Here is a 25623-nt window from a genome sequence, read left to right as displayed (position 1 = left end):
GCGCCCCCGCATAATCGGGCACATGTCCCGGACCCCCAGGCCCAGCAACACCGCCCTCCTCGCCCTCGGGGGTTACGCCGCCACCCGCCTCGTCGGCCTCGTCGTCCTCGCCGTCGCCGCCGCCGCGACCGGTGAGGACGGGCTGCACCGGCTCAAGGGCCGCTGGGACTCCGTCTGGTACGTCCGCATCGCCGAGCACGGGTACGGGTACCGGGCCACCCTGCCGAACGGCGACGTCCACTCCGACCTCGCCTTCTTCCCGCTGCTTCCGGCCCTGGAGCGCGGCCTGTCCGCCGTCCTCCCCGTCGACGCGGCCACCGCGGGGCTCCTCGTCTCCTGGACCGCGGGGCTCGCCGCCGCCTGGGGGATCGCCCTGTGCGGCGAGCACGCCTCCGGGCCGCGGGCCGGCGTCCTCCTCGCCGTCCTCTGGGGCGTGTACCCGACCGCGTTCGTCCAGTCCATGGCGTACACGGAGACCCTGTTCACCGCCCTCGCCGCCTGGTCGCTGTACGCCGTGCTGCGCGGGCGCTGGATCCTCGCCGGCGTCCTGTGCGCGGCGGCGGGGCTCACCCGGCCGACGGCCGCCGCGCTGATCGCGGCCCTCGGCGTCACCGCCCTCGTCGCCCTCGTACGGGAACGGCGACTGCCCGCGCGGACCGTGGCCGGGGTGCTGGTCGCCTCGCTGGGCTGGCTCGCGTACGTCGCCTACGTCGGGGTCCGGGAGGGCGGCCCCACCGCCTACTTCGACGTGCAGGCCGCCTGGGGCAACTCCATCGACGGCGGCGTCGCCCTCGCCCTGTTCGTCGCGGGCCTGCCGTGGCCCGCCGCCCTCGGCCTGTGCGCGGCGCTCGCGCTGCTCGGCTGGCTGGTCGCGCTGTGCGTGCGGCAGCGGCAGCCCTTGCCGCTGCTGGTGTACACGATCGGCGTCGTGTTCGTCTCCCTCGTCGGCGCGGCCTACTTCGGATCCCGGCCGCGCCTGATGATGCCCGCCTTCGGGCTGCTGCTCCCGCCCGCCGTGGCCCTCGCGCGCGTGCGGACCCGTACCGCCGTGCCCGTCCTCGCCGGCCTCGCGCTGGCCTCCGGCGCGTACGGGGCGTTCACCCTGCTCGGTTCGGGGCCTCCGTGAGGTCCACGCGCACGCGTACCCCCGGTTCCAGACCCCACCCGGCCATCGCGCCCGCCTCCGCCTCCAGGACGTGCCGGCCGCGCGGCCGGATCATGCCGAGCCGTCCCGGCCGCATCGTCACCACCGACCGGACGGTGAAGGAGCCGTCCAGGTGGGCCACGTCGATCGGGAACCGCATGCCGAAGGTGTGCACGCTGTTCGTCCGGACGATGAGCAGCGCCCCCCTGATCCCGTCCCGGCCCAGGAGGCCCCGCCGCCGCGCCCGGTAGGAGGCCGCCACCTCCAGCGGGACGTCCAGAGCGGCCACCGTCAACGTCCCCGTCCCGTCCACCCATTTCCCCATGCGGCAGACCGTAGCGGCACGGCCCCCTAGGGTCTCGTCCGTGTACGTCACGCTGATCGCCGTCGCCGCCCTGTGGGGGGCCGCCGTCGGGCTGCTCGTGCCCCGGGCCGCGTACCGGCTCTCCGTGGAGCCGGCGGAACCGTGGCGGGACCGCTGCCCGGCCGGGCACGTGCTCGTCGGCCCCGGGCGCGGCTGGCTCGGCGGTCCCGGGCGGCAGGGCTGCGCGACCACCGCGAGCCCGTACGTCGCCCCGCTGCTCACCGCCCTGGTCTGCGCCGCGCTCGCCGCCGCCACCGGCGGGCCCCGGCCCGAGCTCGCGGTCTGGCTGCTCGGCGCGCCCCTCGCCGTCCTCCTCGCCTGCGTGGACGCGCGCGTGCACCGGCTTCCGGACGGTCTGACCCTGCCGCTCGCGGTCGCCGTCCCGCTGCTCCTCGGCGGCGCGGAACTCCTTCCGCACGACGCAGGCTCCTGGGTCCACGCCCTCCTCGGCGGGCTCGCCCTCGGCGGGGCCTATCTGGTGCTGTTCCTGGTCAACCCGAGCGGGCTCGGCTTCGGAGACGTGAAGCTGGCGGTCCCGCTGGGCGCCGCCCTCGGCTGGTACGGCTGGGGCGTGCTCTTCGCGGGGGCCTTCGCGGGCTTCCTCCTCGGCGCGGTGTACGGCCTCGGCGCCGTCCTGCTGCGGCGGGCCGACCGATCCTCGGCGATCCCGTTCGGACCCTTCATGCTCGCCGGCGGGCTGCTCGGCCTCCTCCTCGGCGCGTTCACCGCCCTTCCCTGAGGAAGCCGCGATCCGTACGCACGGCCACGGGACCGTCGTCCGCCGTGAGGGAGACGCGCTGCCGCGTCAACGCCGTGCCCGTGCCGACCGGTCCCTCTTCGGAGGGACGGAACCCCGCCGCCACGCCGGGGCGCAAACCCGCCACAGGGCCTCGGAGCCCTTGTGCCGCTTGGGCTCCGGCGTATCCGAGGCGGTTCGTTCGGCGTACGTGGCGCGCAGGACGACTATCGAAGGGTTATGGTGGAAACCCCCCCTCGGGCCGGTCCGTATCCCCCCCACGGACCGGCCCGTTTTTCTTGCCCGGGGCCCGTCGGGACCGGGGCGGGCGGTGCGGCGGGGGCGTCAGCCGCGGCCGGCCCAGATGTTCGTGCCGGCGGTGTCCACCGCGAACGAGTCGATCTCCTCGAGCTCCTCGTCCGTCAGCGGCGGGCCCGCGAGCGCCGCCACGTTCTCCTCCAGCTGGGCGACGCTGGACGCGCCGATCAGCGCCGAGGTCATCCGCTCGTCCCGCAGCACCCACGACAGCGCCAGCTGGGCGAGGGACTGTCCGCGCCGCTCGGCGATGCCGGCGAGGCCGCGCAGGCGCCGCAGCACCTCGTCGGAGAGCAGGTCCGGGTCGAGGGACTTGCCCTGGGTGGCCCGCGAGCCCTCCGGGATGCCCTTCAGGTACTTGTTGGTGAGCAGTCCCTGCGCGAGGGGGACGAAGGAGATGCAGCCCATGCCGGCCGCCTCCAGGGTGTCGAGGAGGCCGTCCTCCTCGGTCCACCGGTTGATCATGGAGTACGAGGGCTGGTGGATGAGCGCCGGGACGCCCATCTCCTTGAGGATCCCCGCGGCCTCGGCGGTCTGCTCGCTGTTGTACGAGGAGACGCCGACGTACAGCGCCTTGCCCTGCTGGACGGCGGAGGCCAGGGCCCCCATCGTCTCCTCCAGCGGGGTGTGCGGGTCGAAGCGGTGCGAGTAGAAGATGTCGACGTAGTCGAGGCCCATCCGCTTCAGGGAGGCGTCGAGCGAGGACGTCAGGTACTTGCGGGAGCCCCACTCGCCGTACGGCCCGGGGTGCATCAGGTACCCGGCCTTGGTGGAGACGATCAGCTCGTCCCGGTAGGGCGCGAAGTCCTGGGCGAGGAGCTTGCCGAAGTTCAGCTCGGCGGAGCCGGGCGGCGGCCCGTAGTTGTTCGCCAGGTCGAAGTGGGTGACGCCGAGGTCGAAGGCGCGGCGCAGGATGGCGCGCTGGTTGTCGAGCGCGCGGTCGTCGCCGAAGTTGTGCCAGAGCCCGAGGGAGATCGCCGGCAGCTTGAGGCCGCTGCGGCCCGTGCGGCGGTACTCCATGGCGTCGTATCGGTCCGCGGCGGCGCGGTAGAGGGGGGAATCAGTCACGTATCTCTGCTTATCACGGACTTGTGACAGTCCCGGGCTGGGAGCCCGTCGCCCGCCCGCAGTAGTGTGGCGGCTTCGGGGGCCGACACTGCATGGAGGGGTAAAGAACAGTGAACCTGCGCGACCTGGTGTACGGGCTCTACGCACGCCGGGTGGAAGGCCGCCTCGACCACACCCAGGTGCCCAAGCACATCGGGGTCATCCTCGACGGGAACCGTCGCTGGGCCAAGGCGTCCGGCGGGACCCCCGAGCAGGGACACAAGGCCGGCGCGGACAAGATCCAGGAGCTGCTCGGCTGGTGCGCCGAGACGGACGTCGAGGTCGTCACGCTCTGGATGCTCTCCACGGACAACCTGAACCGCCCCGAGGAGCAGCTCGTCCCGCTGCTCGGCATCATCGAGAACGCGGTGCGCGCGCTGGCCGCCGACGGCCGCTGGCGGGTCCACCACGTCGGCACGATGGACCTGCTGCCCTCCCGTACCCAGACGGTGCTGAAGGAGGCCGAGGAGGCCACCCGCGGCAACACGGGGATACTCGTGAACGTCGCGGTGGGCTACGGCGGGCGCCAGGAGATCGCGGACGCGGTCCGCTCGCTGCTCCTGGAGCACGCGGAGCGGGGGACGAGCTTCGAGGAGCTCGCCGAGATCGTCGACGTCGAGCACATCTCGGAGCACCTGTACACGCGCGGCCAGCCCGACCCGGACCTGGTGATCCGCACCAGCGGCGAGCAGCGGCTGTCCGGTTTCATGCTGTGGCAGAGCGCCCACTCGGAGTACTACTTCTGCGAGGTCCACTGGCCGGCCTTCCGGAAGGTGGACTTCCTGCGCGCGCTGCGGGACTACGCGGCCCGGCACCGTCGTTACGGGACCTGACAGCCCGCGGCACCCCCTCCGGGCGATCCCGGTCGGAACCGATCACCTGGTGTTCATGAACACGTCGTCATATGCCATGGCATGGCGGAGGTCGTTCGAGGGCATATCCCTGGTGAAGTGAGCGGCACGGAGACCGCCACCCGGGAGGCCCCTTGCACCAGGACGACCGTGCGGGACAAGCACGGGAGAAGCGGAGGGCCGTGGTTCGGCCCGCGCACGGCGGCCTGAGCCCGGTCCCATTCCGCAGCGACACCGGTTCCGTCGCACCCCGACCTCACAGGGGTCTTCAGAGGGGGTCTGTCCTTCCGTGGTGACCAGCACGAAGCGCCGCCTTTCCGACCGGCGCACCTATGTTCTCGACACCAGCGTCCTGCTGGCCGACCCCAACGCCGTCTCGCGCTTCGAGGAGCACGAGGTGGTGCTCCCGATCGTCGTGGTGACGGAGCTGGAGGCCAAGCGGCACCATCCCGAGCTCGGCTACTTCGCCCGGCAGGCGCTGCGCCTGCTCGACGACTTCCGGGTCCGGTACGGACGCCTCGACGCCCCGCTCCCCATCGGGGAGATGGGCGGCAGCCTGCGTGTCGAACTCAACCACTCGGACCCCGGCGTCCTGCCCGCCGGCTACAGGTCGGGGGACAACGACTCACGGATCCTCGCGGTCGCGCGCAACCTCCAGGCGGAGGGGTACGACGTCACGGTCGTCTCCAAGGACCTGCCGCTGCGCATCAAGGCCTCCTCGGTCGGGCTCCTCGCCGAGGAGTACCGCGCCGAACTCGCCATCACGGACGCCAACGGCTGGACCGGGATGTCCGAGCTGGCCCTGTCCGGGGAGCAGGTGGACCTGCTCTACGACCAGGACTCGCTGTACGTGCCGGAGGCCGCCGAGCTTCCGGTCCACACGGGCCTGGTGCTCCAGTCCGAGCGCGGCAAGGCGCTCGGCCGGGTGACCTCCGAGGGGAACGTGCGGCTCGTCCGCGGCGACCGGGAGGCCTTCGGGCTCCGCGGCCGCAGCGCCGAGCAGCGGATCGCGCTCGACCTGCTGCTCGACCCGGACGTCGGCATCATCTCCATGGGCGGCCGGGCCGGCACCGGCAAGTCCGCGCTCGCGCTCTGCGCGGGCCTGGAGGCGGTCCTGGAGCGCCGTCAGCACCAGAAGGTGATGGTCTTCCGTCCGCTGTACGCGGTCGGCGGCCAGGAGCTGGGGTACCTGCCGGGCAGCGAGGCCGAGAAGATGAGCCCGTGGGCCCAGGCCGTCTTCGACACGCTGTCCTCGGTCGCGGGCCGGGAGGTCATCGAGGAGGTGCTCGGCCGGGGGATGCTGGAGGTCCTGCCGCTCACCCACATCCGGGGCCGCTCCCTCCACGACGCCTTCGTCATCGTGGACGAGGCCCAGTCCCTGGAGCGGAACGTCCTGTTGACCGTTCTGTCCCGGATCGGGACGAATTCGCGGGTCGTGCTGACCCATGACGTCGCCCAGCGCGACAACCTCCGGGTCGGCCGGTACGACGGAGTCGTCGCCGTGATCGAGAAACTGAAGGGGCATCCGCTCTTCGCCCACGTCACCCTCACCCGCTCCGAGCGCTCCCCGATCGCCGCGCTCGTGACCGAGATGCTGGAGGACGTTCAGATCTGACCGATTCGTACCCGTCCGTACGGGTAAGGCAGTTGGCGCCGTCCGGCGAAGCGCAGGAGCTTAGCCGGGCGGCGCCGTGCTGTCGCCCTCATCCGTCAAATCCCGTGCGTCCACCCAGGTGTGAGCTTTCACACGCAACACGGAATTGCCTTGCGGTGTCGCCGTCCGGCAAAGTCTTGCTTCCGTCAGGCCCCGCATACGGCACACGTGCACCCTCAGGGGTGCGCACCGCACCACACAACTCCACAGCCGTCGCCGTATGCCGCCCACAGCACCACGGGCCCGTGTCTTCTGTGACCCCGTACGTCGGAGACCAGTGCCAGGGGCAAGATTTCGCCCGCGTGGTCACCTGTGCGGGCGTGCTGGAAGGAAACCGTGTGAGCCGGATCTCGGTCCGGGGATTCGCGGTGGCTTCGGCCACTGCGGTCACCACCGTCGGCGCCGTTGTCGGCGTCGCCTCGGGCAACGCCGCCCAGGCAGTCCCCGACGACAACTTCGAGGCCACCGCGGCCGACACCACGCTGCTCGCGGACATCCCCGCGGGGGAGCAGGCCCAGGTACAGGTCTCGTCCCTCTCGGAGCAGGCCGACGTCCAGGCCGCCGCCGCCGACGCCTCCCTGAAGAAGTCCGCGGAGGAGGCGGCCCGCATCCGCGCCGCCAAGGACGCCGAGGCGAAGAAGGAGGCGGCCGACAAGGCCGCCGCCGAGGAGAAGGCCGAGAAGGAGCGCAAGGAGGCCGAGGAGCGCGCCAGCCGCTCCGCCGTCCGTGACGCCACGTCCTTCGCCGCGCAGGGCTCCTACAGCATCGCCGAGGTCCAGTCGATGGCCCGGCAGATGATGTCGGCCGACCAGTTCTCGTGCTTCAGCAACATCGTGGACCACGAGTCCGGCTGGAACTACCGCGCGACCAACGCCTCTTCGGGCGCCTACGGCCTCGTGCAGGCCCTCCCGGGCCACAAGATGGCCTCGGCCGGCGCCGACTGGCAGACCAACCCCGCCACCCAGATCAAGTGGGGCCTCAACTACATGGACAGCCGCTACGGCAGCCCCTGTGGCGCCTGGTCGTTCTGGCAGGCCAACCGCTGGTACTAGGCCGCGTCGGTTCCGGGGGACGCCCCCCGAACCCCTGACGCGGGCCGCTCAACCTCCGGGAGCCCCTCACCGTCCTCAGGTGAGGGGCTCCCTGCGTGTAGGTTCGAAGACCCCACGGGCCCCACGGGCTCCCGGGGGAGCGAGTGGGAAGAGCCGGTGGGGGAAGAGGGAAAAGATGTCCAGAGTGCCAAGATGGCTGAGCCGGCTGGGTGAGAGCCTGAGCCGCATGGGTGAACGCCTCGACGAGCGCCGGGCCGAGGCGGAACGGGACGATCCGATCGGACCGCCGTACGGGACCCCGCACGACGCCCCCCGTGAGGCCCCGGGCCCCGTCGCCCCCGGACGCCCCGACGGCGACGCGGACGGCGACGCGTCCCCCACGGACCCCGAGGACCCCACCGAGCCGGGCCGCTCCGTCCCCGCGCCCCCCTCGTACGCACCGGCCGTCGCCGCCCGCCCCGACCCCGTCGCCGCCATCCCCTGGGGCATGCGCGTGGCCGCCGAGGCGGGCTGGCGGCTGCTCGTCCTCGCCGGCACCGTCTGGGTGCTGATGAAGGTGATCAGCTCCGTACAGCTGGTCGTCCTCGCCTTCGTCGCCGCGCTCCTCGTCACCGCCCTGCTCCAGCCCACCGTCGCCATACTGCGTCGCAAGGGCCTGCCCCGGGGCCTCGCCACCGCCGTCACCGCCGTCTCCGGCTTCGTCGTCATGGGGCTGGTCGGCTGGTTCGTGGTCTGGCAGGTCATGGACAACGTCGACAACCTGTCCGACCGCGTCAAGGACGGCATCGAGGAGCTCAAGCACTGGCTGCTCGACAGCCCGTTCCACGTCACCGAGCAGCAGATCAACGACATCGCCAAGAACCTCAGCGAGGCCATCGGCGCCAACGCCGAGCAGATCACCTCCGCCGGACTCCAGGGCGTCACCGTCATCGTGGAGGGCATGACCGGCATCCTGCTGGCCATGTTCTGCACCCTCTTCCTGCTCTACGACGGGAAGAAGGTCTGGGAGTGGACGCTCAAGCTGGTGCCCGCCCAGGCCAGGCCCGGCGTCGCCGGCGCCGGTCCGCGCGCCTGGCGCACCCTCACCGCCTACGTCCGCGGCACCGTCCTCGTCGCCCTCATCGACGCCGTCTTCATCGGCCTCGGACTCTGGTTCCTGGACGTCCCGATGGCCGTCCCGCTCGCCGTCTTCATCTTCCTCTTCGCCTTCATCCCGCTGGTCGGCGCGGTCATCTCCGGAGCCCTCGCCTGCGTCGTCGCCCTCGTCACCAACGGCGTGTTCACCGCCCTCATGGTGCTCGTCGTCGTGCTCGCCGTGCAGCAGATCGAGGGCCACGTCCTCCAGCCGTTCATCCTCGGCCGGGCCGTCCGCGTCCACCCGCTCGCCGTCGTCCTCGCCGTCGCCGCCGGCGGCCTCACCGCCGGGATCGGCGGCGCCGTCGTCGCCGTGCCGCTGGTCGCCGTCCTCAACACGGTGGTCGGCTACCTGCGCGCGTACAGCACCGAACAGGCCCTGCGCAGCACCCCGGAGCCGCGCGGCGCGACGGCCTTCGCGGTCGCGCCGGTCCCGGCGCCGGGCGCCGGCGCGGGGGAGGGCGCGTGATATCGGAGCCCGAACTCGTGGGCGGCGTGGAGTTCGACGCCCCGGAGCTGCTCACCGAGACCCCGCCGCCGCGCCCGCCCCGGGCCCGCCGCCCCTGGCTGTGGGCGCTCGGCGGCGCGGTGCTCGCCTCGGCGGCGTGGGGCGGCGGGCTCTACGCGTACCAGCAGCGGCAGGACCCGCGGCCGGACCTCGGCGGGTACCGGGACGCCGCGGACCTCTGCCGCACGGTGCGGCTGAAGGCGCTCGAAGGCGTCCTGGGGAAGGCCGGACAGGACGGCGGCGGCCCGGCGCTCGAGGACCCGGCCCTGTTCCAGACCGGGTGCTCGCTCACCCTCGGCCCCCCGGGCAAGGGGTACAGCGCCTCGGTCACGTACACCCTGCACAAGGAGACGGATCCCGGCCCCGAGTTCGCGGCGAAGGCCAAGAACGCCGGATCCACCCAGCCCGTCGAAGGCCTGGGCGAGCAGGCTTACTTCGACCAGTCGGGGAACGAGGGGGCACGGCTGGTCGTCCTCGACGGGCAGGCGGAGTTCGAGATCAGCCTCTGGTCGCAGTACGACTACGACTCCACCACGGGAGAGGCGACGGTGAACACCGAGGAGATCGACCTCTCGGGCATCGACGTCCCCATGACCCAGGACCTGCTGACCCTCATGACGGCGCTCGGGAAGTGACGGAAGGGCCCCGGGGCGGACAGCCCCGGGGCCCTTCTCGTACGGCTCGGACCTACTCGGCGAGCACGGCCTCCGCGTCCAGCGTGACGCCGACCGCCTGGATCACCGCGGCGATCTTGACGGCCTCCTGGATCGTGGCGCGGTCGACACCGGCCTGGCGCAGGACCTGCTCGTGCGAGTCCAGGCACTGGCCGCAGCCGTTGATCGCGGAGACGGCCAGCGACCACAGCTCGAAGTCGACCTTCTCGACGCCCGGGTTGCCGATGACGTTCATCCGCAGGCCGGCGCGCATCGTCCCGTACTCGGGGTCCGACAGCAGGTGCCGGGTCCGGTAGAAGACGTTGTTCATCGCCATGATCGCGGCGGCGGACTTGGCGGCCTGGTACGCCTCGGGCTTCAGGTTCGCCTGGGCCTCGGGCTCCAGCTCCTTGAGCACCTTCGGCGAGCGCGAGGCGATCGCGCAGGCGAGGACGGTGCCCCACAGCTGCTGCTGCGGGAGGTCGCTGTTGCCGATGACCGAACCGAGGTTCAGCTTCAGGTCCTTGGCGAAGTCCGGTACGGCGGACTTCAGTTCGTCGAGAGCCATGTCGGATCCGTCCTTACTCGCCCGCGAGGAGAGCGGCGGCGTCGAGGGTGTTCTCGCCCTTGTTCCAGTTGCACGGGCACAGCTCGTCGGTCTGCAGGGCGTCGAGGACCCGCAGGACCTCCTTGGGGTTACGGCCGACGGAGCCGGCGGTCACCATGACGAACTGGATCTCGTTGTTCGGGTCCACGATGAAGACGGCGCGCTGGGCGAAGCCGTCCTCGCCGCGGACGCCGCAGTCGCTCATGAGCTCGTGCTTCGAGTCGGCCAGCATCGGGAAGGGCAGGTCACGCAGGTCGGCGTGGTCCTTGCGCCAGGCGTGGTGCACGAACTCGGAGTCGCCGGAGACGCCGAGGATCTGGGCGTCGCGGTCGGCGAACTCGTCGTTCAGCTTGCCGAACGCGGCGATCTCCGTCGGGCAGACGAAGGTGAAGTCCTTCGGCCAGAAGAACACCACGCGCCACTTGCCCTCGTAGGCCTTGTGGTCGATCTGCTCGAACTCCTTGCCGCTCTCCAGCGACACGCAGGCGGTCAGGTCGTAGGCGGGGAACTTGTCACCGACAGTGAGCACGCGCACTCCTTGCAAACAGGAAGGGTCCCTTTTGAGGCCTTCCATGGGGGTTGGACGGCTCACAGCATGGCACGGAGTGCATTGATCAGTGAAATAGCTAGAGTGGGTCGTGTTGATCGAAGGTGGTTATCAGTGGCATCCCCGTACAGCCCCCCGCACGGCCCGCACCGAGGCAAGCAGCCCAGCCTCTCCCAGCTCAGGGCCTTCGCGGCGGTCGCCGAGCATCTGCACTTCCGCGACGCGGCGGCCGCCATCGGGATGAGTCAGCCCGCTCTCTCGGGCGCGGTCTCGGCTCTCGAAGAGGCACTCGGTGTCCAGCTCCTCGAGCGTACGACGCGGAAGGTGCTGCTCTCGCCCGCCGGGGAGCGGCTCGCGGTCCGCGCCCGGACCGTCCTCGACGCGGTGGCGGAGCTGATGGAGGAGGCGGAGGCCGCCCGGGCCCCCTTCACGGGCGTCCTGCGGCTCGGTGTGATCCCGACCGTCGCCCCCTATCTGCTGCCCACCGTCCTGCGGCTCGTCCACCGCCGCTGGCCCGAGCTCGACCTCCAGGTCCACGAGGAGCAGACCTCCTCGCTGCTGGAGGGGCTCGCCGCCGGCCGGCTCGACCTGCTGCTGCTCGCCGTGCCCCTCGGAGTGCCCGGCGTCACCGAAATCCCCCTCTTCGACGAGGACTTCGTCCTGGTCACCCCGGAAGGGCACCCGCTGGCCGGGCGGGACGACATCCCGCGCGAGGCCCTCAAGGAACTCCGGCTGCTGCTCCTCGACGAGGGGCACTGCCTGCGCGACCAGGCCCTCGACATCTGCCGGGAGGCCGGGCGCACGGAGGGCGCCGAGGTCACCACCACGGCCGCCGGACTCGCCACGCTGGTCCAGCTCGTCGCGGGCGGCCTCGGGGTGACCCTGCTGCCCCGCACCGCCGTGACCGTCGAGACCGCCCGCAACACCGCCCTGTGGACCGGGGGCTTCGCCGAACCGGCGCCCTCGCGGCGGATCGCCCTCGCGATGCGGACGGGCGCGGCCCGGCACGCCGAGTTCGAGGAACTGGCGGAGGCCCTGCGCGGGGCGATGGAGGGACTTCCGGTACGGGTGCTGGGCGGCGGCTCCTGACACCCCCCGGTGCCAGGAGCCCCGCCCCGCCTCCGTGCCGCCCCGTACCGCCCCGTCCTGTTCGGACATCCGGTCGACGGGTCACTCCGTCCGCAGGCCGTCCGCCCGCATCAGCCGCCACAGCACCGGCATGCTCAGCAGCGTCACGGCCGCGATCAGTCCGAGGCCGATCCCCACGACGGGCAGGAAGCCCCACCAGTCCTGGACCTGCTGACCGCTCGTCCTCAGCAGCACGTATCCGAGGCCGAGACCGCCCGCCACGGCGAGGGCGAGCCCGAGGAGGATCGGCACCGCCGTCTGCCACAGCACCGACCAGCCCAGGGTCGAGCGCCGGGTGCCGAAGGCGACCAGCGAGGAGAGCAGCCGCTTGCGGTCCCGCAGTTGCTCCAGGGTCGCGACCAGCAGCGAGGCCGCCACGAGCAGCATCGTCAGGGTGGAACCGACGAGGATGCCGGTGCGGACGCTGGAGAACGCCGCGTCCCGCTCGGTGTCCTTCAGGGTGAGCACCCAGGAGGTCGGATCGATGGCCGCCGCCGTGTTCCGCACGTACTCGGCCGCGTCGGGCACGGCCGGGTCGAGCCGGACCATGGTCTGCGTGTCGGGCTCGTCGAGCAGGGCGGCGTCGATCGCCGACGGCGTGGCGAGGACGCCGTACTGGTACCTGCCCGTCGGGTCGGGGCGGGAGTCCACGATCCGGGCCGCCGTGGGGATCCGCCACTGCGGCAGCGGGGTGCCCTTCGGGGGCTTCGGCGCGCTCGGGTGCGGATGCGGGTCGCGCAGGGCGACCGTGGCGCCGGGCCGGGCGGCCCGGGTGACGAAGGAGTCGTCCGGGTTGCCCTGGGCGCCGTGCGCGAGGAAGACGAAGACGTCGCCGTCCGCGCAGGAGGAAAGCGTGGCGTACTCCCGGAGCGAGGCGCAGTCGCCGACCCGGAGCGAGGCCATCGGGGAGAACTCCTCGCCCTCCTTCAAGGGGCCGGACCGCCACACGCGGGACTCGATGGTGCCGATCGCGCCGGTGACGCCCTCGGTCCGGCGGAGGCGGTCGATCGTCCCGCGGGCCTCGTCGGCGTTCCTCGCGTCGACGCCGATCGAGATCTGGGCGCGGGAGGTGTCCTCGCCGCTGTACTGGGTGAAGTCGCTCTCCATCGCCTGGAAGAGCATCTGGAGCGCGATCGCCCCGGTCGCCGCGACGACGATGCCGCTGACCGCGCGGGCCGCCGTGCCGCTGCTCAACTGGAGCCTGCGGACCGCGAGCTGCCAGGCCACCGGCCCGGCGTGCAGCCGCTTGACGCCCGCCTCGACGAGCCACGGCAGGAGCGTGGTGAGGCCGATGAGGACGAGCGTCGTGCCGGTCACGACGCTCACGGTGTCGATCTCGGTCTCGTTCACGTGGACGTCGCCGACGAGCGGGACGAGGAGGGCCGCGCCGGCCGCGAGGAGCAGCAGCCGCCACCACACCCGGCGGCGCCGCGGGGTCGAGGTCCGCACGACGCCCAGCGGTTCGATCGCCACCCCGCGCAGGGCGAAGAGGGTGACCACGACCGAGGCGACCGGGACGACGGCGAGGACGAGCACGGCGAGGACCGGCATCGGCACGACGTCGCCGGGGTAGGCGTTGACGTCCCAGATGGTGAAGGTCCCCGCGAACTGCCGGGCCGCCGCGAAGAGTCCGAGGCCCACGAGGAGCCCGAGCAGCGCACCCGCGAGGGACTCGCCGGCCGCGATCCGCCGGGTCATGGCGGTGTCCGCGCCGATCAGCCGGAGCGCCGCGAGCCGCCGGTCGCGCTGCTCGCCGCCGAAGCGGACGGCGGTCGCGACGAAGACGAGCACCGGCAGGAGCAGGACGACGCAGGCGACGACGACGAGGAGGACGAGGAACGCGTTCATCGGCTCCTCGGGCACCGACCAGCCGAAGCGCGTGCCGCGCCCGTCGAAGTTCTCGGTGTCGAGGAAGTCGACGTGGGCGACGTACCGCAGCTCGGCCGGGCCGATGAGTCCGGCCGGTCCGATCGTCCCGACGACCTCGTAGGGGATCCTCTTCTTGAGCAGGGCGCCCTCGGGGGAGTCGAGCAGTTCCCCGAGCGCGGGGGAGACCAGCATCTCGCCGGTCCCGGGGAACGCGGTCGCGCCCGGCGGGAGCGGGGGCGCGTCGCCCTCGGGGCGCAGCAGCAGTCCGCTGACGGCCTCGTCCCGGTAGACGGTGGGGCGGCCGAGGTGGAGAAAGGAGTCGGGCCGGGGCGAGGTGACCTGCTCGCTGGCGTCGACGGCGCGGACCGACTCCCGCACCTCCCGCTGGAAGAGCATGTTCGGGAAGGAGGCGGCGAGCAGCAGCAGGGCCACGCCGAAGCCGACGCCGGTCGCGGTCAGCAGGGTGCGGAGCAGGCCGGGGCGGCCGCCGGTGATCGCGAACCGGGCGCCGAGCGTCAGGTCGCGGGTCCAGGTGCCGAGGCTCATGCGGCCCACTCCGCGTCCCGTACCGAGCCGTCCCGCACGACGACCTCGCGGTCGGACCAGGCGGCGACCCGGGCCTCGTGGGTGACGAGGACGACGGCGGCGCCGGTGTCCCGGGAGGCGTCGGTGAGGAGCCGCATGACCAGCTCGCCGTTGAGGGAGTCGAGCGCGCCGGTCGGTTCGTCGGCGAAGATCACGCGCGGGGCGGTGACCAGGGCGCGGGCGACGGCGACGCGCTGGCCCTGGCCGCCGGATATCTCGCCGGGGCGCTTGCCCGCGACGGCGTCGACCTCCAGGCGGGCGAGCCACTCGGCGGCCCTGGCCTCGGCCGCCTTCCGCTTCTCGCCGTTCAGCCGGAGCGGGAGGGCGACGTTCTCGACGCAGGTCAGCTCGGGGACGAGCTGGCCGAACTGGAAGACGAAGCCGAAGTCGGTGCGGCGCAGGGAGCTGAGGGCGCCGTCGGAGAGCGCGGTGAGCTCGCGCCCGTCGTAGCCGATGGTGCCGGCGTCGGGGCGCACGATCCCGGCCAGGCAGTGGAGGAGCGTGGACTTGCCGGAGCCGGAGGGGCCCATGACGGCGACGACCTCGCCGGCCCGCAGGGCGAAGTCGGCGCCGGCGAGCGCCGGGGTCGGGCCGTAGGCCTTGCCCAGGCCGGTGGCGCGCAGCAGCGGGGTGGGGCTCATCGGCGGATCTCCTCGGCGAGCGCGTCGAGACGGGCGGCGGTCAGTTCCAGCCAGCGCAGGTCCGCTTCGAGGTGGAAGAGGGCGTGGTCGCAGATGAGCTGGTCGGCGAGGTCGCCGTCGCGCTTGCGCCGGGTGAGCTCGCGCATCAGGCGCAGGTGCTCGGCGCGCTGGGTGTCGAGGAGTCCGGCGGCCCCGCGGCCGGTGAGCAGGGCCAGGACGACCTTGGTGTAGAGCGTGGACTGGAGGTACGGCTCGGGCTTCTCGGGGGTGGCGAGCCACTGGGCGACATCGGTGATGCCGGCCTCGGTGATGGCGTACCGCTTCCGCTCGGGGCCGCCGCCGGCCTCGATGCCGTCGACGACGACCAGGCCGTTCTTCAGGAGCCGGGACATGGTCGAGTAGACCTGGCCGTAGTGGAGCGGCCGGTCCTGGCCGAACTTCTCGTCGAAGGCGCGCTTGAGGTCGTAGCCGTGGCGCGGTCCGGACTCCAGGAGTCCGAGGAGGGTGTGACCGATGGACATGAGGATCACTGTACATCGTGTGTATACGTGCAGTGTATAGCTGCACGCCCGGTAGGCGGTCACGAAGCGGAATCGGCCCCTCACGCAACCATCCGGTCCGCTGGAGCGTCGGTTCCTCTGGGCGTGGGTGCTGATTCTCACGTCCGGAAAAGGCGTGATCGGTTGTCCTTTGTCCGCCTCGTCGGTGTTAGCTTGCTGAGCTGATCCCACGCGGGCGGGCCCAGCACCGAGGGCGCCGGACACACGACGAGCGGAGCGACTGGACACATGGGCCGACCGGACAAGGGCAAGGCGAAGAAGAGCGGCATACGCCGCCTCTTCACCTGGAAGAAGCTCCTGGGCACCTTCATCGTGTTCTGCATGCTCGGCATGGGCGCCCTCTACGTCGTCTACCTGCTGGTCCCGGTGCCGACGGCCAACGCCGAGGCGATGATGCAGAGCAACATCTACAAGTACTCCAACGGCAAGATCCTCGCCCGCACCGGCAAGATCAACCGCGAGATCGTCGGCCTCGACAAGATCCCGCTCCAGGTCCAGAAGGCGTTCGTCGCCGCCGAGAACAAGACCTTCTACAAGGACAACGGCGTCGACATCAAGGGCACCACCCGCGCCGCCTGGAACACGGTCACCGGCAAGGGCAAGCAGGGCGGCTCCACGATCACCCAGCAGTACGTCAAGAACTACTTCCTGAGCCAGGACCAGACGGCGACCCGCAAGCTCAAGGAAATGGTCATCGCCATCAAGGTCGACCAGAAGATGAGCAAGAGCGACATCCTCGCCGGGTACATGAACACCAGCTACTACGGCCGCTCCGCCTACGGCATACAGGCCGCCGCCCGCTCGTACTACGGCGTCGACGCCCCCCACCTCACCACCGCGCAGGGCGCCTACCTCGCCTCGCTGCTCCAGGCGCCCAACCAGTACGACTGGACCTCCGCGAGCACCACCGGCCGCAAGCTCGTCGAGGAGCGCTGGAACTACGTCCTCGACAACATGGTCGGCGAGGGCTGGCTCAGCCCCTCCGAGCGCGCCGGCATGAAGTTCCCCGTCCCGCAGAAGCCCAAGCCCGCCCCCGGCATGGAGGGCCAGACCGGCTACATCGTCGAGGCCGCCAACCAGGAGCTGATGCGTCAGGGCGTCAGCGAGGAGGACATCAAGGCCGGCGGCTGGACGATCACCCTCAACATCGACGAGAAGAAGCAGAAGGACCTCGTCAAGGCGGTCGACAAGCAGCTGGAGGACAAGCTCGACCGCAAGGGCGACGAGAAGCAGGCGACCGTCCAGGCCGGCGCCACCTCCGTCGACCCGAAGACCGGCGCGGTCGTCGCCCTCTACGGCGGCGTCGGTGCCACCGAGCACTGGATGTCCAACGCGACCCGCCGCGACTACCAGCCCGCCTCCACCTTCAAGCCGATCGTCCTCGCCTCCGCCGTCGACAACCACGCGGTCACCCAGGACGGGCGGGAGATCGGCCTCGGCACCGTCTACGACGGCACCAGCCAGAGGCCGGTCGTCGGCAGCCCCATCGAGTTCGCGCCGGAGAACGAGGACGACGAGAGCTACGGCCCCGTCACCGTCCAGAAGGCCACCAACAGCTCGATCAACTCGGTCTACGCCCAGATGATCGTCGACGTCACCCCGGCCAAGGCCAAGAAGACCGCCCTCGCCCTCGGCATGAAGGACGGCGCCGGCTTCCCCGAGACTCCCGCCATCTCCCTCGGCACCATGGGCGCCTCCACCATGGACATGGCCGGCGTCTACGCCACGCTCGACAACCACGGCAAGAAGGTCACCCCGACCCTGGTGAAGACCGCCGAGCACAAGGACCGCACGGTCAAGGGCGCCGAGGCGATCGGCGAGCAGGTCATCACCCGCGAGGCCGCCGACACCGCCACGCGGGCCATGACGGGCGTCGTGCAGAACGGCTCCGGCTTCCGGGCCGCCGGCAACTACGAGGCCGCCGGCAAGACCGGCACCTCCGAGAACAACCGCTCCGCCTGGTTCGTCGGCTACACCCCCGAACTCGTCACCGCCGTCGGCCTCTTCGGCGAGGACGCCAAGGGGAACCAGGTCACCCTCACCAACACCATCAACCCCGGACGCGCCAACGGCGGCCGCACGCCCGCCCAGATCTGGGGCGACTACACCGAGCGCGCGCTGGACGGTGGCTCGGACGCCTCCTTCGACCTGGTGACCGGCGGCACCGCCCCGGACGGCACGCTGCCGGACCCCACCTCGACCACCGAGGAGCCGACGGAGGAGCCGACCGAGGAGCCGACCACGACCTCCCCGGACCCGACCACCCCGCCGGCCACGACGGCCACCACGCCGCCGCCGACGCGCGACCCCGTCACCACGCCGCCGGACCCCACCGAGGAGCCGACGGCGACCGAGGAGCCGACGACCGCCCCGCCGACCTCGATCCAGCCGCCGGACGGCGGCGGCGAGCCGGGCGCGAACAGCACCACCCGCTCGCCCCGCTGACGACACGGCCGAAGGCCGGACCCCGCACGGGGGTCCGGCCTTCGGCCGTACGGTACGGACGTCGTCCGGTACGGGCTCAGACGCGGGTCGCCAGCTCGAACCAGACCACCTTGCCGCCCGACAGCCGGGTCGCCCCCCACCGCCGGGCCAGCCGGTTCACCAGGAACAGTCCGCGCCCGCCCTCGTCCGTCTCGCGCGCCCGCCGCTGCCGGGGCAGCTGCGGGGAGTCGTCGCCGACCTCGCAGCGCAGCACGTCCGTCCGCAGCAGCCGCAGGGTCACCGGCCGCTCCGCGTACCGCACGGCGTTCGTCACGACCTCGCTGACCAGCAGCTCCACCGAGTCCGTCAGCTCCTCCAGGTCCCAGCGGGCCAGCGCCCGCCGGGCGAGCCGCCGGGCCCGCCCCGGGGCCGCGTCCTCCGGCTCCAGGAACCAGTACGCCACGTCGCTCGGCGCGATCCCGTCGAAGCGGGCCGCGAGCAGTGCGATGTCGTCGTCCCGGTCGCCCGGTCCCAGCATGTCGAGGACGTCGTCGCAGAGCGCCTCCAGGGGCGGCGAGTGGTCCGGCCCCGTCAGCTGCGCGGTCGCCGCGAGGCGCTCCCGCAGCTGCTCGATCCCGGTCCACACGTCCCGCAGCCGGGACTCGACGAGACCGTCCGTGTAGAGCAGCAGCGTGGCGCCCGCCGGGGCGTCCAGCTCGACCGCCTCGAAGTCCACCCCGCCGACCCCGATCGGGGCGCCGGGCGGCACCCGCAGCACCTCGGCGCGACCGCCCAGGTGGAGCAGTATCGGCGGCGGATGGCCCGCGTTGGCCACGGTGATCCGGTGCGAGACCGGGTCGTACACCGCGTACATGCAGGTCGCCATGCGGTTCTCGCCGAGCCGCTGCGCCTGCTCGTCCAGGTGGTGCAGGACCTCCTGCGGGGGCAGGTCGAGACCGGCCAGGGTCTGCGCGGTCGTGCGCAGCTGGCCCATGATCGCGGCCGAGGTCATGGAGTGGCCCATGACGTCGCCGACGACGAGGGCGACCCTGCTGCCGGGCAGCGGGATCGCGTCGTACCAGTCGCCGCCGACCCGGGCCGTCTCGGCCGCCGGCAGATAGCGCGAGGCCAGCTTGACGCCGGTCGGCTGCGGCAGCGAGTCCGGCAGCATCGTCCGCTGGAGCTCGTCCGCGATGTACGCCTCGCGGCCGTACAGCACGGCCTTGTCGATGCCGAGCGCGGTGTGCGTGGCCAACTGCGCCGCGACGAGCAGGTCGTTCGGCTCGAAGCCGGCCCGCTCGGGGCGGCGCAGGAAGACGGCGGCCCCGATCACCCGCCGTCGGCCGCGCAGCGGTGCGAGGACCGCGCGCAGCCCGCCGGGCAGCGGGTGCTCGGGGCCGAGCAGTTCGGTCAGCGCCGCCTTGGCGGCCGCGGAGTCGCCGAAGACCGGCCGCACCCCGCGCAGCACCTCGGCCAGCGCCCCGCCGGACCGCACCTCGCAGAGTTCGGCCGCGGGGGTCGGATCCGGATCGGGTACGAGGACGAGCTCCTCGCCCTCCAGATCGCTTAACCGCAGCCGGTCGGTGCGGCGCAGCCGCAGCACGAAGGGCGCCACCGGCCGCTCGTCGCCCACCGGGAGCGGATCGCGGAGGTAGACCAGGATCTCGTCGGAGAAGGTCGGCACGGTGGCCCGGCACAGACCGAGGACGATCTCGTCCAGGTCGATGCCGCGCGCGATGCGCCGGGTCGCGGCGCCGACGAACCGCAGCCGGTCGCCCTCCCGCCGGGCGGAGGTGTCCCCGCCGCCGGGATGCTGCGGGGAGACGGCGAGGGCCATGGTGCCGGGGGCACCGGGACGACCCGTACCGCCGGGGAAACCGGGGTGGTTCGTACCACCGGGGGAGTCCGGGTGGCCCGCGCCGCCCACGGGGCCCGGGTGGCCCGCGCCTCCGGCGGCGGCCGGGCCGGTGGGCTGCGGGGGCGCGTCCGGGGCCGGGGTCGTGGCGGCCGCCGGGCCGCCCGCCTTGCCGGGCACGTCGGAGGGCAGGCCGGCCGCCGCCTCCTGGCGAGGGCGCGCGCGTTCCTGCGGCCGGGCAGCCAGGGGCTGCCGGCCTTCGTGGGAGGTGGGATGCTCCGTCACGCCTGGGATTCCGTCCGTCCGGGCCGGTGGTGCGATGCACTCGCTCTGTTGGCCGATGCCGCGCCTTCGGCAGGGCTAAACCCCGAGTCTGCGGTGGATGCGGAGCTTTTGCGAGCGGCGGCAAGGGCGGGGGTCGGCACACCCGGGCACACGTCCGGCACTGCTCTCCCCCTCGTGGGTGACTCGTGGTCAGTTCCTGTGCTGGCTTACGCCTCTGACGTGCTGTTCGGTCGGTCTGACGTGCTCTTCGCTCGGTGTGGGCCTTGCGGAGGACGATCCTACGTTTGAACCCCGGGGGTGCATCAAGGGTCTCACGGGGCCGTGTGCGCCGGAGTGCGGTCCCAGTCCGCCGGGAGCATCGGCACCGGCCAGGCGGGATCCGGCCGCCAGGCCTCCCAGCCGTCCGCGAACGGCGACCCCCAGGAGGAGATCAGCTCCACCGCGTCCTGACCGGCGGCCAGGACCCGCGCGGCCTGCTCGGGCCCCATCAACCCGGCCCGCTGGGCCTGGGCGAACTCGTCCTCGTCCCGCCACAGCCAGCTGCGGTCGGGGTAGACGGAGATGTCGAGGAAGTGGTCCTCGGAGTCGATGCCGCCGGACCAGCGGGTCCGCGGCTCCTCCAGGTTCACGTACCAGCTGCGGAAGCGCCAGCCGCGCTCCCAGAACAGCCACACCGACCAGGGGTCCTCCGGCCGGGCCAGCTTGAGGACCCCGGTGCCGGCCCAGCGGGCGCGCTCGGTGGTGCGCGGGGCGGTGTAGCGGGTGGCGAGCGGCTCGTCGTGCACGGGGGTGCCGTCGGCGAGCACCGGCCGTACGCACTCGGTGCCGGGCGCCATCCAGACGGCGAGCAGCTCGGGCGTGTCCTGGACGACGGTCACCGGCCGGCAGATGGCCACGTCTTCGGTGCCGTTGCCGCGGTAGCGCCAGAGGATGTGCTCCCCCGGCGCCCAGTGCTGGGAGCCGTCCGATCCTGTCATGCGCAGATCTTAGGGGCGCGCTCCCATCGGCGCTGCGGCACAGGTCACGGATGAGTCATCCCGGGGTCGCGGCGCGGGTCGCGGGCGAGCCGTCCCGGGGCCGCGGCGCGGGTCGCGGACGAGCCGCTCCGGCGCCGCGGCGCGGGTCACGGACGCGTCATCCGCAGCACGTCCAGCGCCTCGTCCAGTTGCTCGACGGTGAGGTCGCCCCGCTCGACGTAGCCGGACTCCAGCACCACCTCGCGGATGGTCTTCCGCTCGGCGAGGGACTTCTTCGCGACCTTGGCGGCCTCCTCGTAGCCGATGTACTTGTTCAGCGGGGTGACCACGGACGGGGAGGACTCGGCGTACTCGCGGGCGCGCTCGGCGTTGGCGGTGACGCCGTCGACCGTGCGGTCGGCGAGGAGCCGGGAGGCGTTGGCCAGCAGGCGCACGGATTCCAGCAGGTTCTTGGCCATCACCGGGAGCATCACGTTGAGCTCGAAGTTCCCGGCCGCGCCCGCGACCGCGACCGTGGTGTCGTTTCCGGTCACCTGCGCGGCGACCATCAGGACCGCCTCGGGGATCACCGGGTTGACCTTGCCCGGCATGATCGAGGAGCCGGGCTGGAGGTCGGGGAGGTTGATCTCGGCGAGACCGGTGCGCGGACCGCTGGCCATCCAGCGCAGGTCGTTGGCGATCTTGGTGAGGGAGACGGCGATGGTCCTGAGCTGCCCGGACGTCTCCACCAGGCCGTCGCGGGCGCCCTGGGCCTCGAAGTGGTCGCGGGCCTCCGTCAGCGGCAGCCCGGTCGCGCGGGCGACCTCCGCGATGACGGCGGCGGAGAAGCCGGCCGGGGTGTTGATGCCGGTGCCCACCGCCGTACCGCCGAGGGGGAGTTCGGCGAGCCGGGGGAGCACGGCGCGCAACCGCTCGACCCCGTACCCGACCTGGGCCGCGTAGCCGCCGAACTCCTGGCCCAGGGTGACCGGGGTGGCGTCCATCAGATGCGTGCGGCCGGACTTCACCACCGACGCGAATTCGGCCGATTTTCGCTGCAGGGCGGCGGCCAGGTGGTCGAGGGCGGGGATCAGGTCGCGGGTGACGGCGGCGGTGGCCGCGATGTGGATGGAGGAGGGGAAGACGTCGTTCGAGGACTGCGAGGCGTTGACGTGGTCGTTGGGATGCACCTCGCGCCCCTCGGGGAGCCGCTCGGTGGCCAGGGTGGCGATCACCTCGTTGGCGTTCATGTTGGACGAGGTGCCCGAGCCGGTCTGGAAGACGTCCACGGGGAAGTGTTCGTCCCAGCGGCCCTCGGCGACCTCCTCCGCGGCCGAGACGATCGCCTCCGCGCGGTCCTCCTCCACCACCCCGAGCTCGGCGTTGACCTTGGCGGCGGCGGCCTTGATCCGGGCCAGGGCCTCGATGTGGGCGCGCTCCAGGCGCTGGCCGGAGACCGGGAAGTTCTCCACCGCCCGCTGGGTCTGGGCCCGCCACTTGGCGTGCGCGGGGACCTGCACCTCGCCCATGGAGTCGTGCTCGATGCGGTACCCGTCCGTGTCGTTCATGTTTCTCAACCTCCGATAAAAGATGAGCAGTTGTCTTGTTCGATGTATTCCCAAGGCGCGTACCGGCCAGTAAAAACCGTGGGTAACCCCACTTCCAGGAGGCGCAGTGAAGCGCACCAGGTCCAGACTCCGCTGGCCCGTCGCGGCCGTCGCCGCCGCGGCGGCGGCACTCGGCAGCATGACCGCGGCCGCCCCCGCCGGCGCTGCCGACACGAGCGGAGCGGCCGGAATCACCTCCGTACCGCTCTCTCCCGAGCTGGAGGCGATCCGGGCGGCCGAGGCCACCAAGATCTACGGCAGCCCCGAGGAACGGCCGCTCGCCCAGCGCAGGACCGGCCTGATCTCGCTCGGCGACAGCGAGATCTCCGGCGAGGGCGTCGGCACGTACGAGTCCCCCACCAACGGGCCCACCAACTGGTGCCACCGCTCCCCGGACGCCGCCATCCACCGCACCGGGATCCCCGCGGACCTCACCTTCAACGTGTCCTGCTCCGGCGCGTACACCGGGAACATCCGGATCGGCGGCTCCAAGCAGTACGCCGACGAACTCGTCCAGAGCGACAACCTCGCCGTCAAGGCCCGCAACACCCGCATCAAGATGGTCCTGCTCGTCGCCGGCGCCAACGACGACCTCCAGTTCGGGCCCGTCATGACCGACTGCGTCCAGCGCTACGTGCTCAGCCAGGGCACCTGCGAGCCCAAGTACGCCCCCGGCTGGCAGGCCCGCGTCGACGGACTCGTCCCCAAGGTCGAGCAGACCGTCCGCGACCTGAGGACGGTCATGCGCGACGCCGGATACGCCGACGGCGACTACAAGCTCGTCGTCATGGGCTACCCGAGCCCGATCGGCCCCGACTTCCACGACAACCCGAACTTCCCCGGGAAGCTCGCCTGCGGCGGCATGGGCTACGACTCCGACACCAAGTGGGGCCGCAACACCGCCGTCCCGGCCTTCGAGCGCGGCATGCGCACGATCGCCGCCGACACCGGCGCGGTCTACCTCGACAACTCGCGGCTCTTCAACGGCCACGAGGTCTGCATGGAGGACGCCTGGGCCCGGGGCCTCTACATCGACCTCTCCAAGCCCGGCGGACTCGACGAGAACTCCGTCCGCCAGTCCTTCCACCCCAACAGGAGCGGCCACGGCGCCTTCGCCTCCTGTCTGACCCAGCTCTACGACTCGGGCCTGCGCGAGGCGAGCTGCGCCGACGTCAACTCCTCCGGCACCCCGACGCTCTTCCCGCTCGCCTGGGACGACGCGTACAAGCCGCTGAAGAACCAGGCGACCGGCAACTGCCTCGACGTGAACGCCTCCGAGTCGGCCAACGGGACCGCCGTCCTCGGCTGGGACTGCCACGGCGGCCGCAACCAGGGCTGGTGGTACGACTCCGCCCGGGGGACCGTCCACACCCAGCTCACCCAGGACCGCTGCCTGGACGTGCCGGGCGCCGTCTACCAGACCGGCAAGGCCCTCGTCGTCTGGAACTGCGGCGGCGCCGCCAACCAGAAGTTCGTCCGCGACGGCGCCACCCTCCGTCCTGCCGCCGCGACCGGCCTCTGCCTCACCCAGAGCGCGGCGAAGGAGCCGGTCCGGCTCCAGAACTGCGACGGCTCCGCGAACCAGAAGTTCGCATAAGGGCCTTCCGCACGCCGTGGCCCCTCGTCCGGTGCGGGACGGGGGGCCACGGTCATGCGGTCGCGGTCGTGCAGTCGCGGTCACGGTCACGCGGTCGCGGTCAGGCTCTCGCGGTCCCGCTCAGAGCGCCTTGGCCGTGCTCCTCGCCAGCTCGTAGGCCGGGAGCATCGCACGGTGCTCCTCGGTGTCGAGACCGCCGAGGTGGATGATGACGACCGCGCCCTTCGGGGTGGAGACGGCGAAGGCCCGTTGCTCCTCGGTCTCGTCCATGAGCTCGCTGTACGCCGTGTACGTGACCTCGGTGGCGGCCAGCGCGCCGGCCCGGGTCTCCCGGTAGGAGACGGCGGAGGGCTCGTCCGCCGCCTTCACGAAGCCTTCGAGAGCGGCCCGGGCCGGGCCCTTCGCGACCGTCCACACCCGCAGGTAGCCGATGTTCCCGGTGGGCTTGGCGTCGATCTCGCAGCGCATGACGGCCGGCCCCTGCCGGACGAGCTCGGCGAACTCCGGGTCCTCGGGCTCCTCGACCGCCGCGGGCTTCCAGCCCGCCGCGAGCCCGAAGGAGACGGGCAGCACGCAGGCCGTCCCGGGGCCGCCGAGCGTGGCGGCGGGGCCCTTGGCGGCGGGAGCCGTGGTCCTCGCCGGGCCCGCCGCGGCGGCGTCGGGCTTCGGGGTCGTCCCGCAGGCGGTCAGCAGCAGCCCGGCCGCCACCAGGGCGACGGGGACGGCCGTACGCATCGGTCGTGCTCTCTCCGGCATGGCCCCATCGTCCCCGAGGGCCGCACTAGGACAGCTTGCCGCCGTAGTCCGGGAGCTTGAAGGCGCGCTCGGCGTGGCCGCCGACGAGGTCGGTCGTGTTGTTGCCGATGTTCGCGACGATCGTGTAGCCCTTGGCCTCGATCTCGGCGCGCTTCTCGGTCTTGTACGCGCTGACCTCGGCGAACAGATCGGGGAGCGAGCGCACGTACAGCCCGTCGACCGGGTAGCCGGCCTTCCTCAGGTTCCAGTCCGTCAGGGAGTGGACGATCCCCGGACGGGCCGTCACGAAGAAGACGGACACACCGCGCGCGTGGGCGTCGGCGACCAGGGCGCGGACCTCGGGGATGGCCGGGGTCGGCAGCTCCCAGAACGGGTGGAAGTCCGTCTCCAGCGAGGAGTTGTCGATGTCGAGGACGATCGCCTGCTTCTGGTGGCCGGCGTCCTCCGCGCGCTCCTCGATGTACGGGCGCGCCCGGTCGACGACCGCGGCCACGTCACGGCGCCAGGTCGTGTAGTCGACGCCCTGGATCGCCGCGCTCGACGTGTGGTGGGTGTCCGGATCGGCGGCGGAGGCGGCGGGTGCCGGGCCGACGAGGAGGAGGGCCGTCAGACCGAGGACGCTGGTGGCCGTGGCGGTGGCTTTGACGGAGGGCATGGGGGGCTCCCGAGGGGGTCGACCGGCTCAGTG

General features: G+C 72.3%; 22 protein-coding genes. 10 read left to right on the top strand and 12 right to left on the bottom strand.

The window, feature by feature from the left end:
- Window positions 1-22: 22 nt before the first annotated feature.
- Window positions 23-1126, top strand: a complete 1104-nt coding sequence (locus tag ACZ66Z_RS07625) for a hypothetical protein (protein ID WP_469933064.1) — start codon at window positions 23-25, stop codon at window positions 1124-1126.
- On the opposite strand, the gene ACZ66Z_RS07620 is transcribed toward ACZ66Z_RS07625, so the two are convergent.
- Window positions 1098-1469, bottom strand: coding sequence for a DUF192 domain-containing protein (locus ACZ66Z_RS07620; protein WP_469933063.1), 372 nt, complete (start codon window positions 1467-1469; stop codon window positions 1098-1100). The two genes, ACZ66Z_RS07625 and ACZ66Z_RS07620, sit on opposite strands and share 29 nt — an antisense overlap.
- A 40-nt stretch (window positions 1470-1509) precedes the next feature.
- Between ACZ66Z_RS07620 and ACZ66Z_RS07615 the strand changes: the two genes are divergently transcribed.
- Entirely contained in the window at window positions 1510-2247 is a 738-nt protein-coding gene (locus ACZ66Z_RS07615) for a prepilin peptidase (protein ID WP_469933062.1), read from the top strand.
- Between the two features lie 342 nt (window positions 2248-2589).
- On the opposite strand, the gene mgrA is transcribed toward ACZ66Z_RS07615, so the two are convergent.
- The gene (gene mgrA, locus ACZ66Z_RS07610; RefSeq protein WP_469933061.1) at window positions 2590-3627 is read right to left on the bottom strand and encodes an L-glyceraldehyde 3-phosphate reductase; all 1038 of its coding nucleotides are present in this window, start codon (window positions 3625-3627) and stop codon (window positions 2590-2592) included.
- Window positions 3628-3737: 110 nt separating this feature from the next.
- Here mgrA and ACZ66Z_RS07605 point away from each other — a divergent pair, with 110 nt between their 5' ends.
- From ACZ66Z_RS07605 to ACZ66Z_RS07585, 5 genes are all read left to right on the top strand, one after another.
- A complete protein-coding gene (locus tag ACZ66Z_RS07605; RefSeq protein WP_389308242.1) occupies window positions 3738-4499 on the top strand; it encodes an isoprenyl transferase in 762 nt (253 codons plus the stop codon).
- 307 nt (window positions 4500-4806) lie between these two features.
- Window positions 4807-6132 (top strand): PhoH family protein, encoded by a 1326-nt coding sequence (locus ACZ66Z_RS07600; protein ID WP_469933060.1) that lies wholly within the window; start codon window positions 4807-4809, stop codon window positions 6130-6132.
- Between the two features lie 377 nt (window positions 6133-6509).
- The gene (locus tag ACZ66Z_RS07595; protein ID WP_469933059.1) at window positions 6510-7223 is read left to right on the top strand and encodes an aggregation-promoting factor C-terminal-like domain-containing protein; all 714 of its coding nucleotides are present in this window, start codon (window positions 6510-6512) and stop codon (window positions 7221-7223) included.
- Between the two features lie 175 nt (window positions 7224-7398).
- Window positions 7399-8826 (top strand): AI-2E family transporter, encoded by a 1428-nt coding sequence (locus ACZ66Z_RS07590; RefSeq protein ID WP_469933058.1) that lies wholly within the window; start codon window positions 7399-7401, stop codon window positions 8824-8826.
- Window positions 8823-9500, top strand: a complete 678-nt coding sequence (locus ACZ66Z_RS07585) for a hypothetical protein (RefSeq protein ID WP_469933057.1) — start codon at window positions 8823-8825, stop codon at window positions 9498-9500. The genes ACZ66Z_RS07590 and ACZ66Z_RS07585 overlap by 4 nt, the downstream gene beginning before the upstream one ends.
- A gap of 52 nt (window positions 9501-9552) precedes the next feature.
- Here ACZ66Z_RS07585 and ACZ66Z_RS07580 read toward each other — a convergent pair whose 3' ends face one another.
- A complete protein-coding gene (locus ACZ66Z_RS07580; protein WP_469933056.1) occupies window positions 9553-10086 on the bottom strand; it encodes an alkyl hydroperoxide reductase in 534 nt (177 codons plus the stop codon).
- 13 nt (window positions 10087-10099) lie between these two features.
- Entirely contained in the window at window positions 10100-10654 is a 555-nt protein-coding gene (locus tag ACZ66Z_RS07575) for a peroxiredoxin (RefSeq protein ID WP_449469655.1), read from the bottom strand.
- 132 nt (window positions 10655-10786) lie between these two features.
- Between ACZ66Z_RS07575 and ACZ66Z_RS07570 the strand changes: the two genes are divergently transcribed.
- Window positions 10787-11761, top strand: a complete 975-nt coding sequence (locus ACZ66Z_RS07570) for a LysR substrate-binding domain-containing protein (protein ID WP_469933055.1) — start codon at window positions 10787-10789, stop codon at window positions 11759-11761.
- An 81-nt stretch (window positions 11762-11842) separates the two neighbouring features.
- Here the strand turns inward: ACZ66Z_RS07570 and ACZ66Z_RS07565 are convergent, their stop codons facing one another.
- The 3 genes from ACZ66Z_RS07565 to ACZ66Z_RS07555 are packed head-to-tail and all read right to left on the bottom strand — an operon-like array spanning window position 11843 to window position 15416.
- A complete protein-coding gene (locus ACZ66Z_RS07565) occupies window positions 11843-14215 on the bottom strand; it encodes an FtsX-like permease family protein (protein WP_469933054.1) in 2373 nt (790 codons plus the stop codon).
- Complete coding sequence (locus ACZ66Z_RS07560) at window positions 14212-14895, bottom strand: ABC transporter ATP-binding protein (RefSeq protein ID WP_469933053.1); 684 nt, start codon at window positions 14893-14895, stop codon at window positions 14212-14214. The genes ACZ66Z_RS07565 and ACZ66Z_RS07560 overlap by 4 nt, the downstream gene beginning before the upstream one ends.
- The gene (locus ACZ66Z_RS07555) at window positions 14892-15416 is read right to left on the bottom strand and encodes a PadR family transcriptional regulator (protein WP_469933052.1); all 525 of its coding nucleotides are present in this window, start codon (window positions 15414-15416) and stop codon (window positions 14892-14894) included. The genes ACZ66Z_RS07560 and ACZ66Z_RS07555 overlap by 4 nt, the downstream gene beginning before the upstream one ends.
- 267 nt (window positions 15417-15683) lie before the next feature.
- Between ACZ66Z_RS07555 and ACZ66Z_RS07550 the strand changes: the two genes are divergently transcribed.
- Window positions 15684-17900, top strand: a complete 2217-nt coding sequence (locus tag ACZ66Z_RS07550; RefSeq protein WP_469933051.1) for a transglycosylase domain-containing protein — start codon at window positions 15684-15686, stop codon at window positions 17898-17900.
- A 76-nt stretch (window positions 17901-17976) separates the two neighbouring features.
- Here the strand turns inward: ACZ66Z_RS07550 and ACZ66Z_RS07545 are convergent, their stop codons facing one another.
- From ACZ66Z_RS07545 to ACZ66Z_RS07535, 3 genes are all read right to left on the bottom strand, one after another.
- On the bottom strand, window positions 17977-20019 hold the full coding sequence (locus ACZ66Z_RS07545; protein ID WP_469933050.1) for a SpoIIE family protein phosphatase: 2043 nt from the start codon (window positions 20017-20019) through the stop codon (window positions 17977-17979).
- A gap of 311 nt (window positions 20020-20330) precedes the next feature.
- Window positions 20331-20996: a cytidylyl-2-hydroxypropylphosphonate hydrolase gene (gene fomD / locus ACZ66Z_RS07540; RefSeq protein WP_469933049.1), complete on the bottom strand. Its 666-nt coding sequence runs from the start codon at window positions 20994-20996 to the stop codon at window positions 20331-20333.
- Window positions 20997-21142: 146 nt separating this feature from the next.
- A complete protein-coding gene (locus ACZ66Z_RS07535) occupies window positions 21143-22543 on the bottom strand; it encodes a class II fumarate hydratase (protein ID WP_469933048.1) in 1401 nt (466 codons plus the stop codon).
- Between the two features lie 106 nt (window positions 22544-22649).
- Between ACZ66Z_RS07535 and ACZ66Z_RS07530 the strand changes: the two genes are divergently transcribed.
- Complete coding sequence (locus ACZ66Z_RS07530) at window positions 22650-24179, top strand: ricin-type beta-trefoil lectin domain protein (RefSeq protein ID WP_469933047.1); 1530 nt, start codon at window positions 22650-22652, stop codon at window positions 24177-24179.
- Between the two features lie 120 nt (window positions 24180-24299).
- On the opposite strand, the gene ACZ66Z_RS07525 is transcribed toward ACZ66Z_RS07530, so the two are convergent.
- The gene (locus ACZ66Z_RS07525; RefSeq protein WP_469933046.1) at window positions 24300-24935 is read right to left on the bottom strand and encodes a lipoprotein; all 636 of its coding nucleotides are present in this window, start codon (window positions 24933-24935) and stop codon (window positions 24300-24302) included.
- 25 nt (window positions 24936-24960) lie between these two features.
- Window positions 24961-25590: an HAD family acid phosphatase gene (locus ACZ66Z_RS07520; RefSeq protein WP_469933045.1), complete on the bottom strand. Its 630-nt coding sequence runs from the start codon at window positions 25588-25590 to the stop codon at window positions 24961-24963.
- Between the last annotated feature and the right edge of the window lie 33 nt (window positions 25591-25623).

The organism is Streptomyces sp. NPDC107498 (assembly GCF_055582805.1).
This window is presented reverse-complemented; position numbering and strand designations above follow the sequence as displayed.

Bases quoted from the DNA above. Each gene is read 5' to 3' on its own strand.
- ACZ66Z_RS07560 (WP_469933053.1), bottom strand. From the start codon at position 14,895: ATGAGCCCCACCCCGCTGCTGCGCGCCACCGGCCTGGGCAAGGCCTAC.
- ACZ66Z_RS07550 (WP_469933051.1), top strand. From the start codon at position 15,684: ATGGGCCGACCGGACAAGGGCAAGGCGAAGAAGAGCGGCATACGCCGC.
- ACZ66Z_RS07525 (WP_469933046.1), bottom strand. From the start codon at position 24,935: ATGCCGGAGAGAGCACGACCGATGCGTACGGCCGTCCCCGTCGCCCTG.
- ACZ66Z_RS07590 (WP_469933058.1), top strand. From the start codon at position 7,399: ATGTCCAGAGTGCCAAGATGGCTGAGCCGGCTGGGTGAGAGCCTGAGC.
- ACZ66Z_RS07535 (WP_469933048.1), bottom strand. From the start codon at position 22,543: ATGAACGACACGGACGGGTACCGCATCGAGCACGACTCCATGGGCGAG.
- ACZ66Z_RS07620 (WP_469933063.1), bottom strand. From the start codon at position 1,469: ATGGGGAAATGGGTGGACGGGACGGGGACGTTGACGGTGGCCGCTCTG.
- ACZ66Z_RS07520 (WP_469933045.1), bottom strand. From the start codon at position 25,590: ATGCCCTCCGTCAAAGCCACCGCCACGGCCACCAGCGTCCTCGGTCTG.
- ACZ66Z_RS07580 (WP_469933056.1), bottom strand. From the start codon at position 10,086: ATGGCTCTCGACGAACTGAAGTCCGCCGTACCGGACTTCGCCAAGGAC.
- ACZ66Z_RS07555 (WP_469933052.1), bottom strand. From the start codon at position 15,416: ATGTCCATCGGTCACACCCTCCTCGGACTCCTGGAGTCCGGACCGCGC.
- fomD (WP_469933049.1), bottom strand. From the start codon at position 20,996: ATGACAGGATCGGACGGCTCCCAGCACTGGGCGCCGGGGGAGCACATC.
- ACZ66Z_RS07565 (WP_469933054.1), bottom strand. From the start codon at position 14,215: ATGAGCCTCGGCACCTGGACCCGCGACCTGACGCTCGGCGCCCGGTTC.
- ACZ66Z_RS07625 (WP_469933064.1), top strand. From the start codon at position 23: ATGTCCCGGACCCCCAGGCCCAGCAACACCGCCCTCCTCGCCCTCGGG.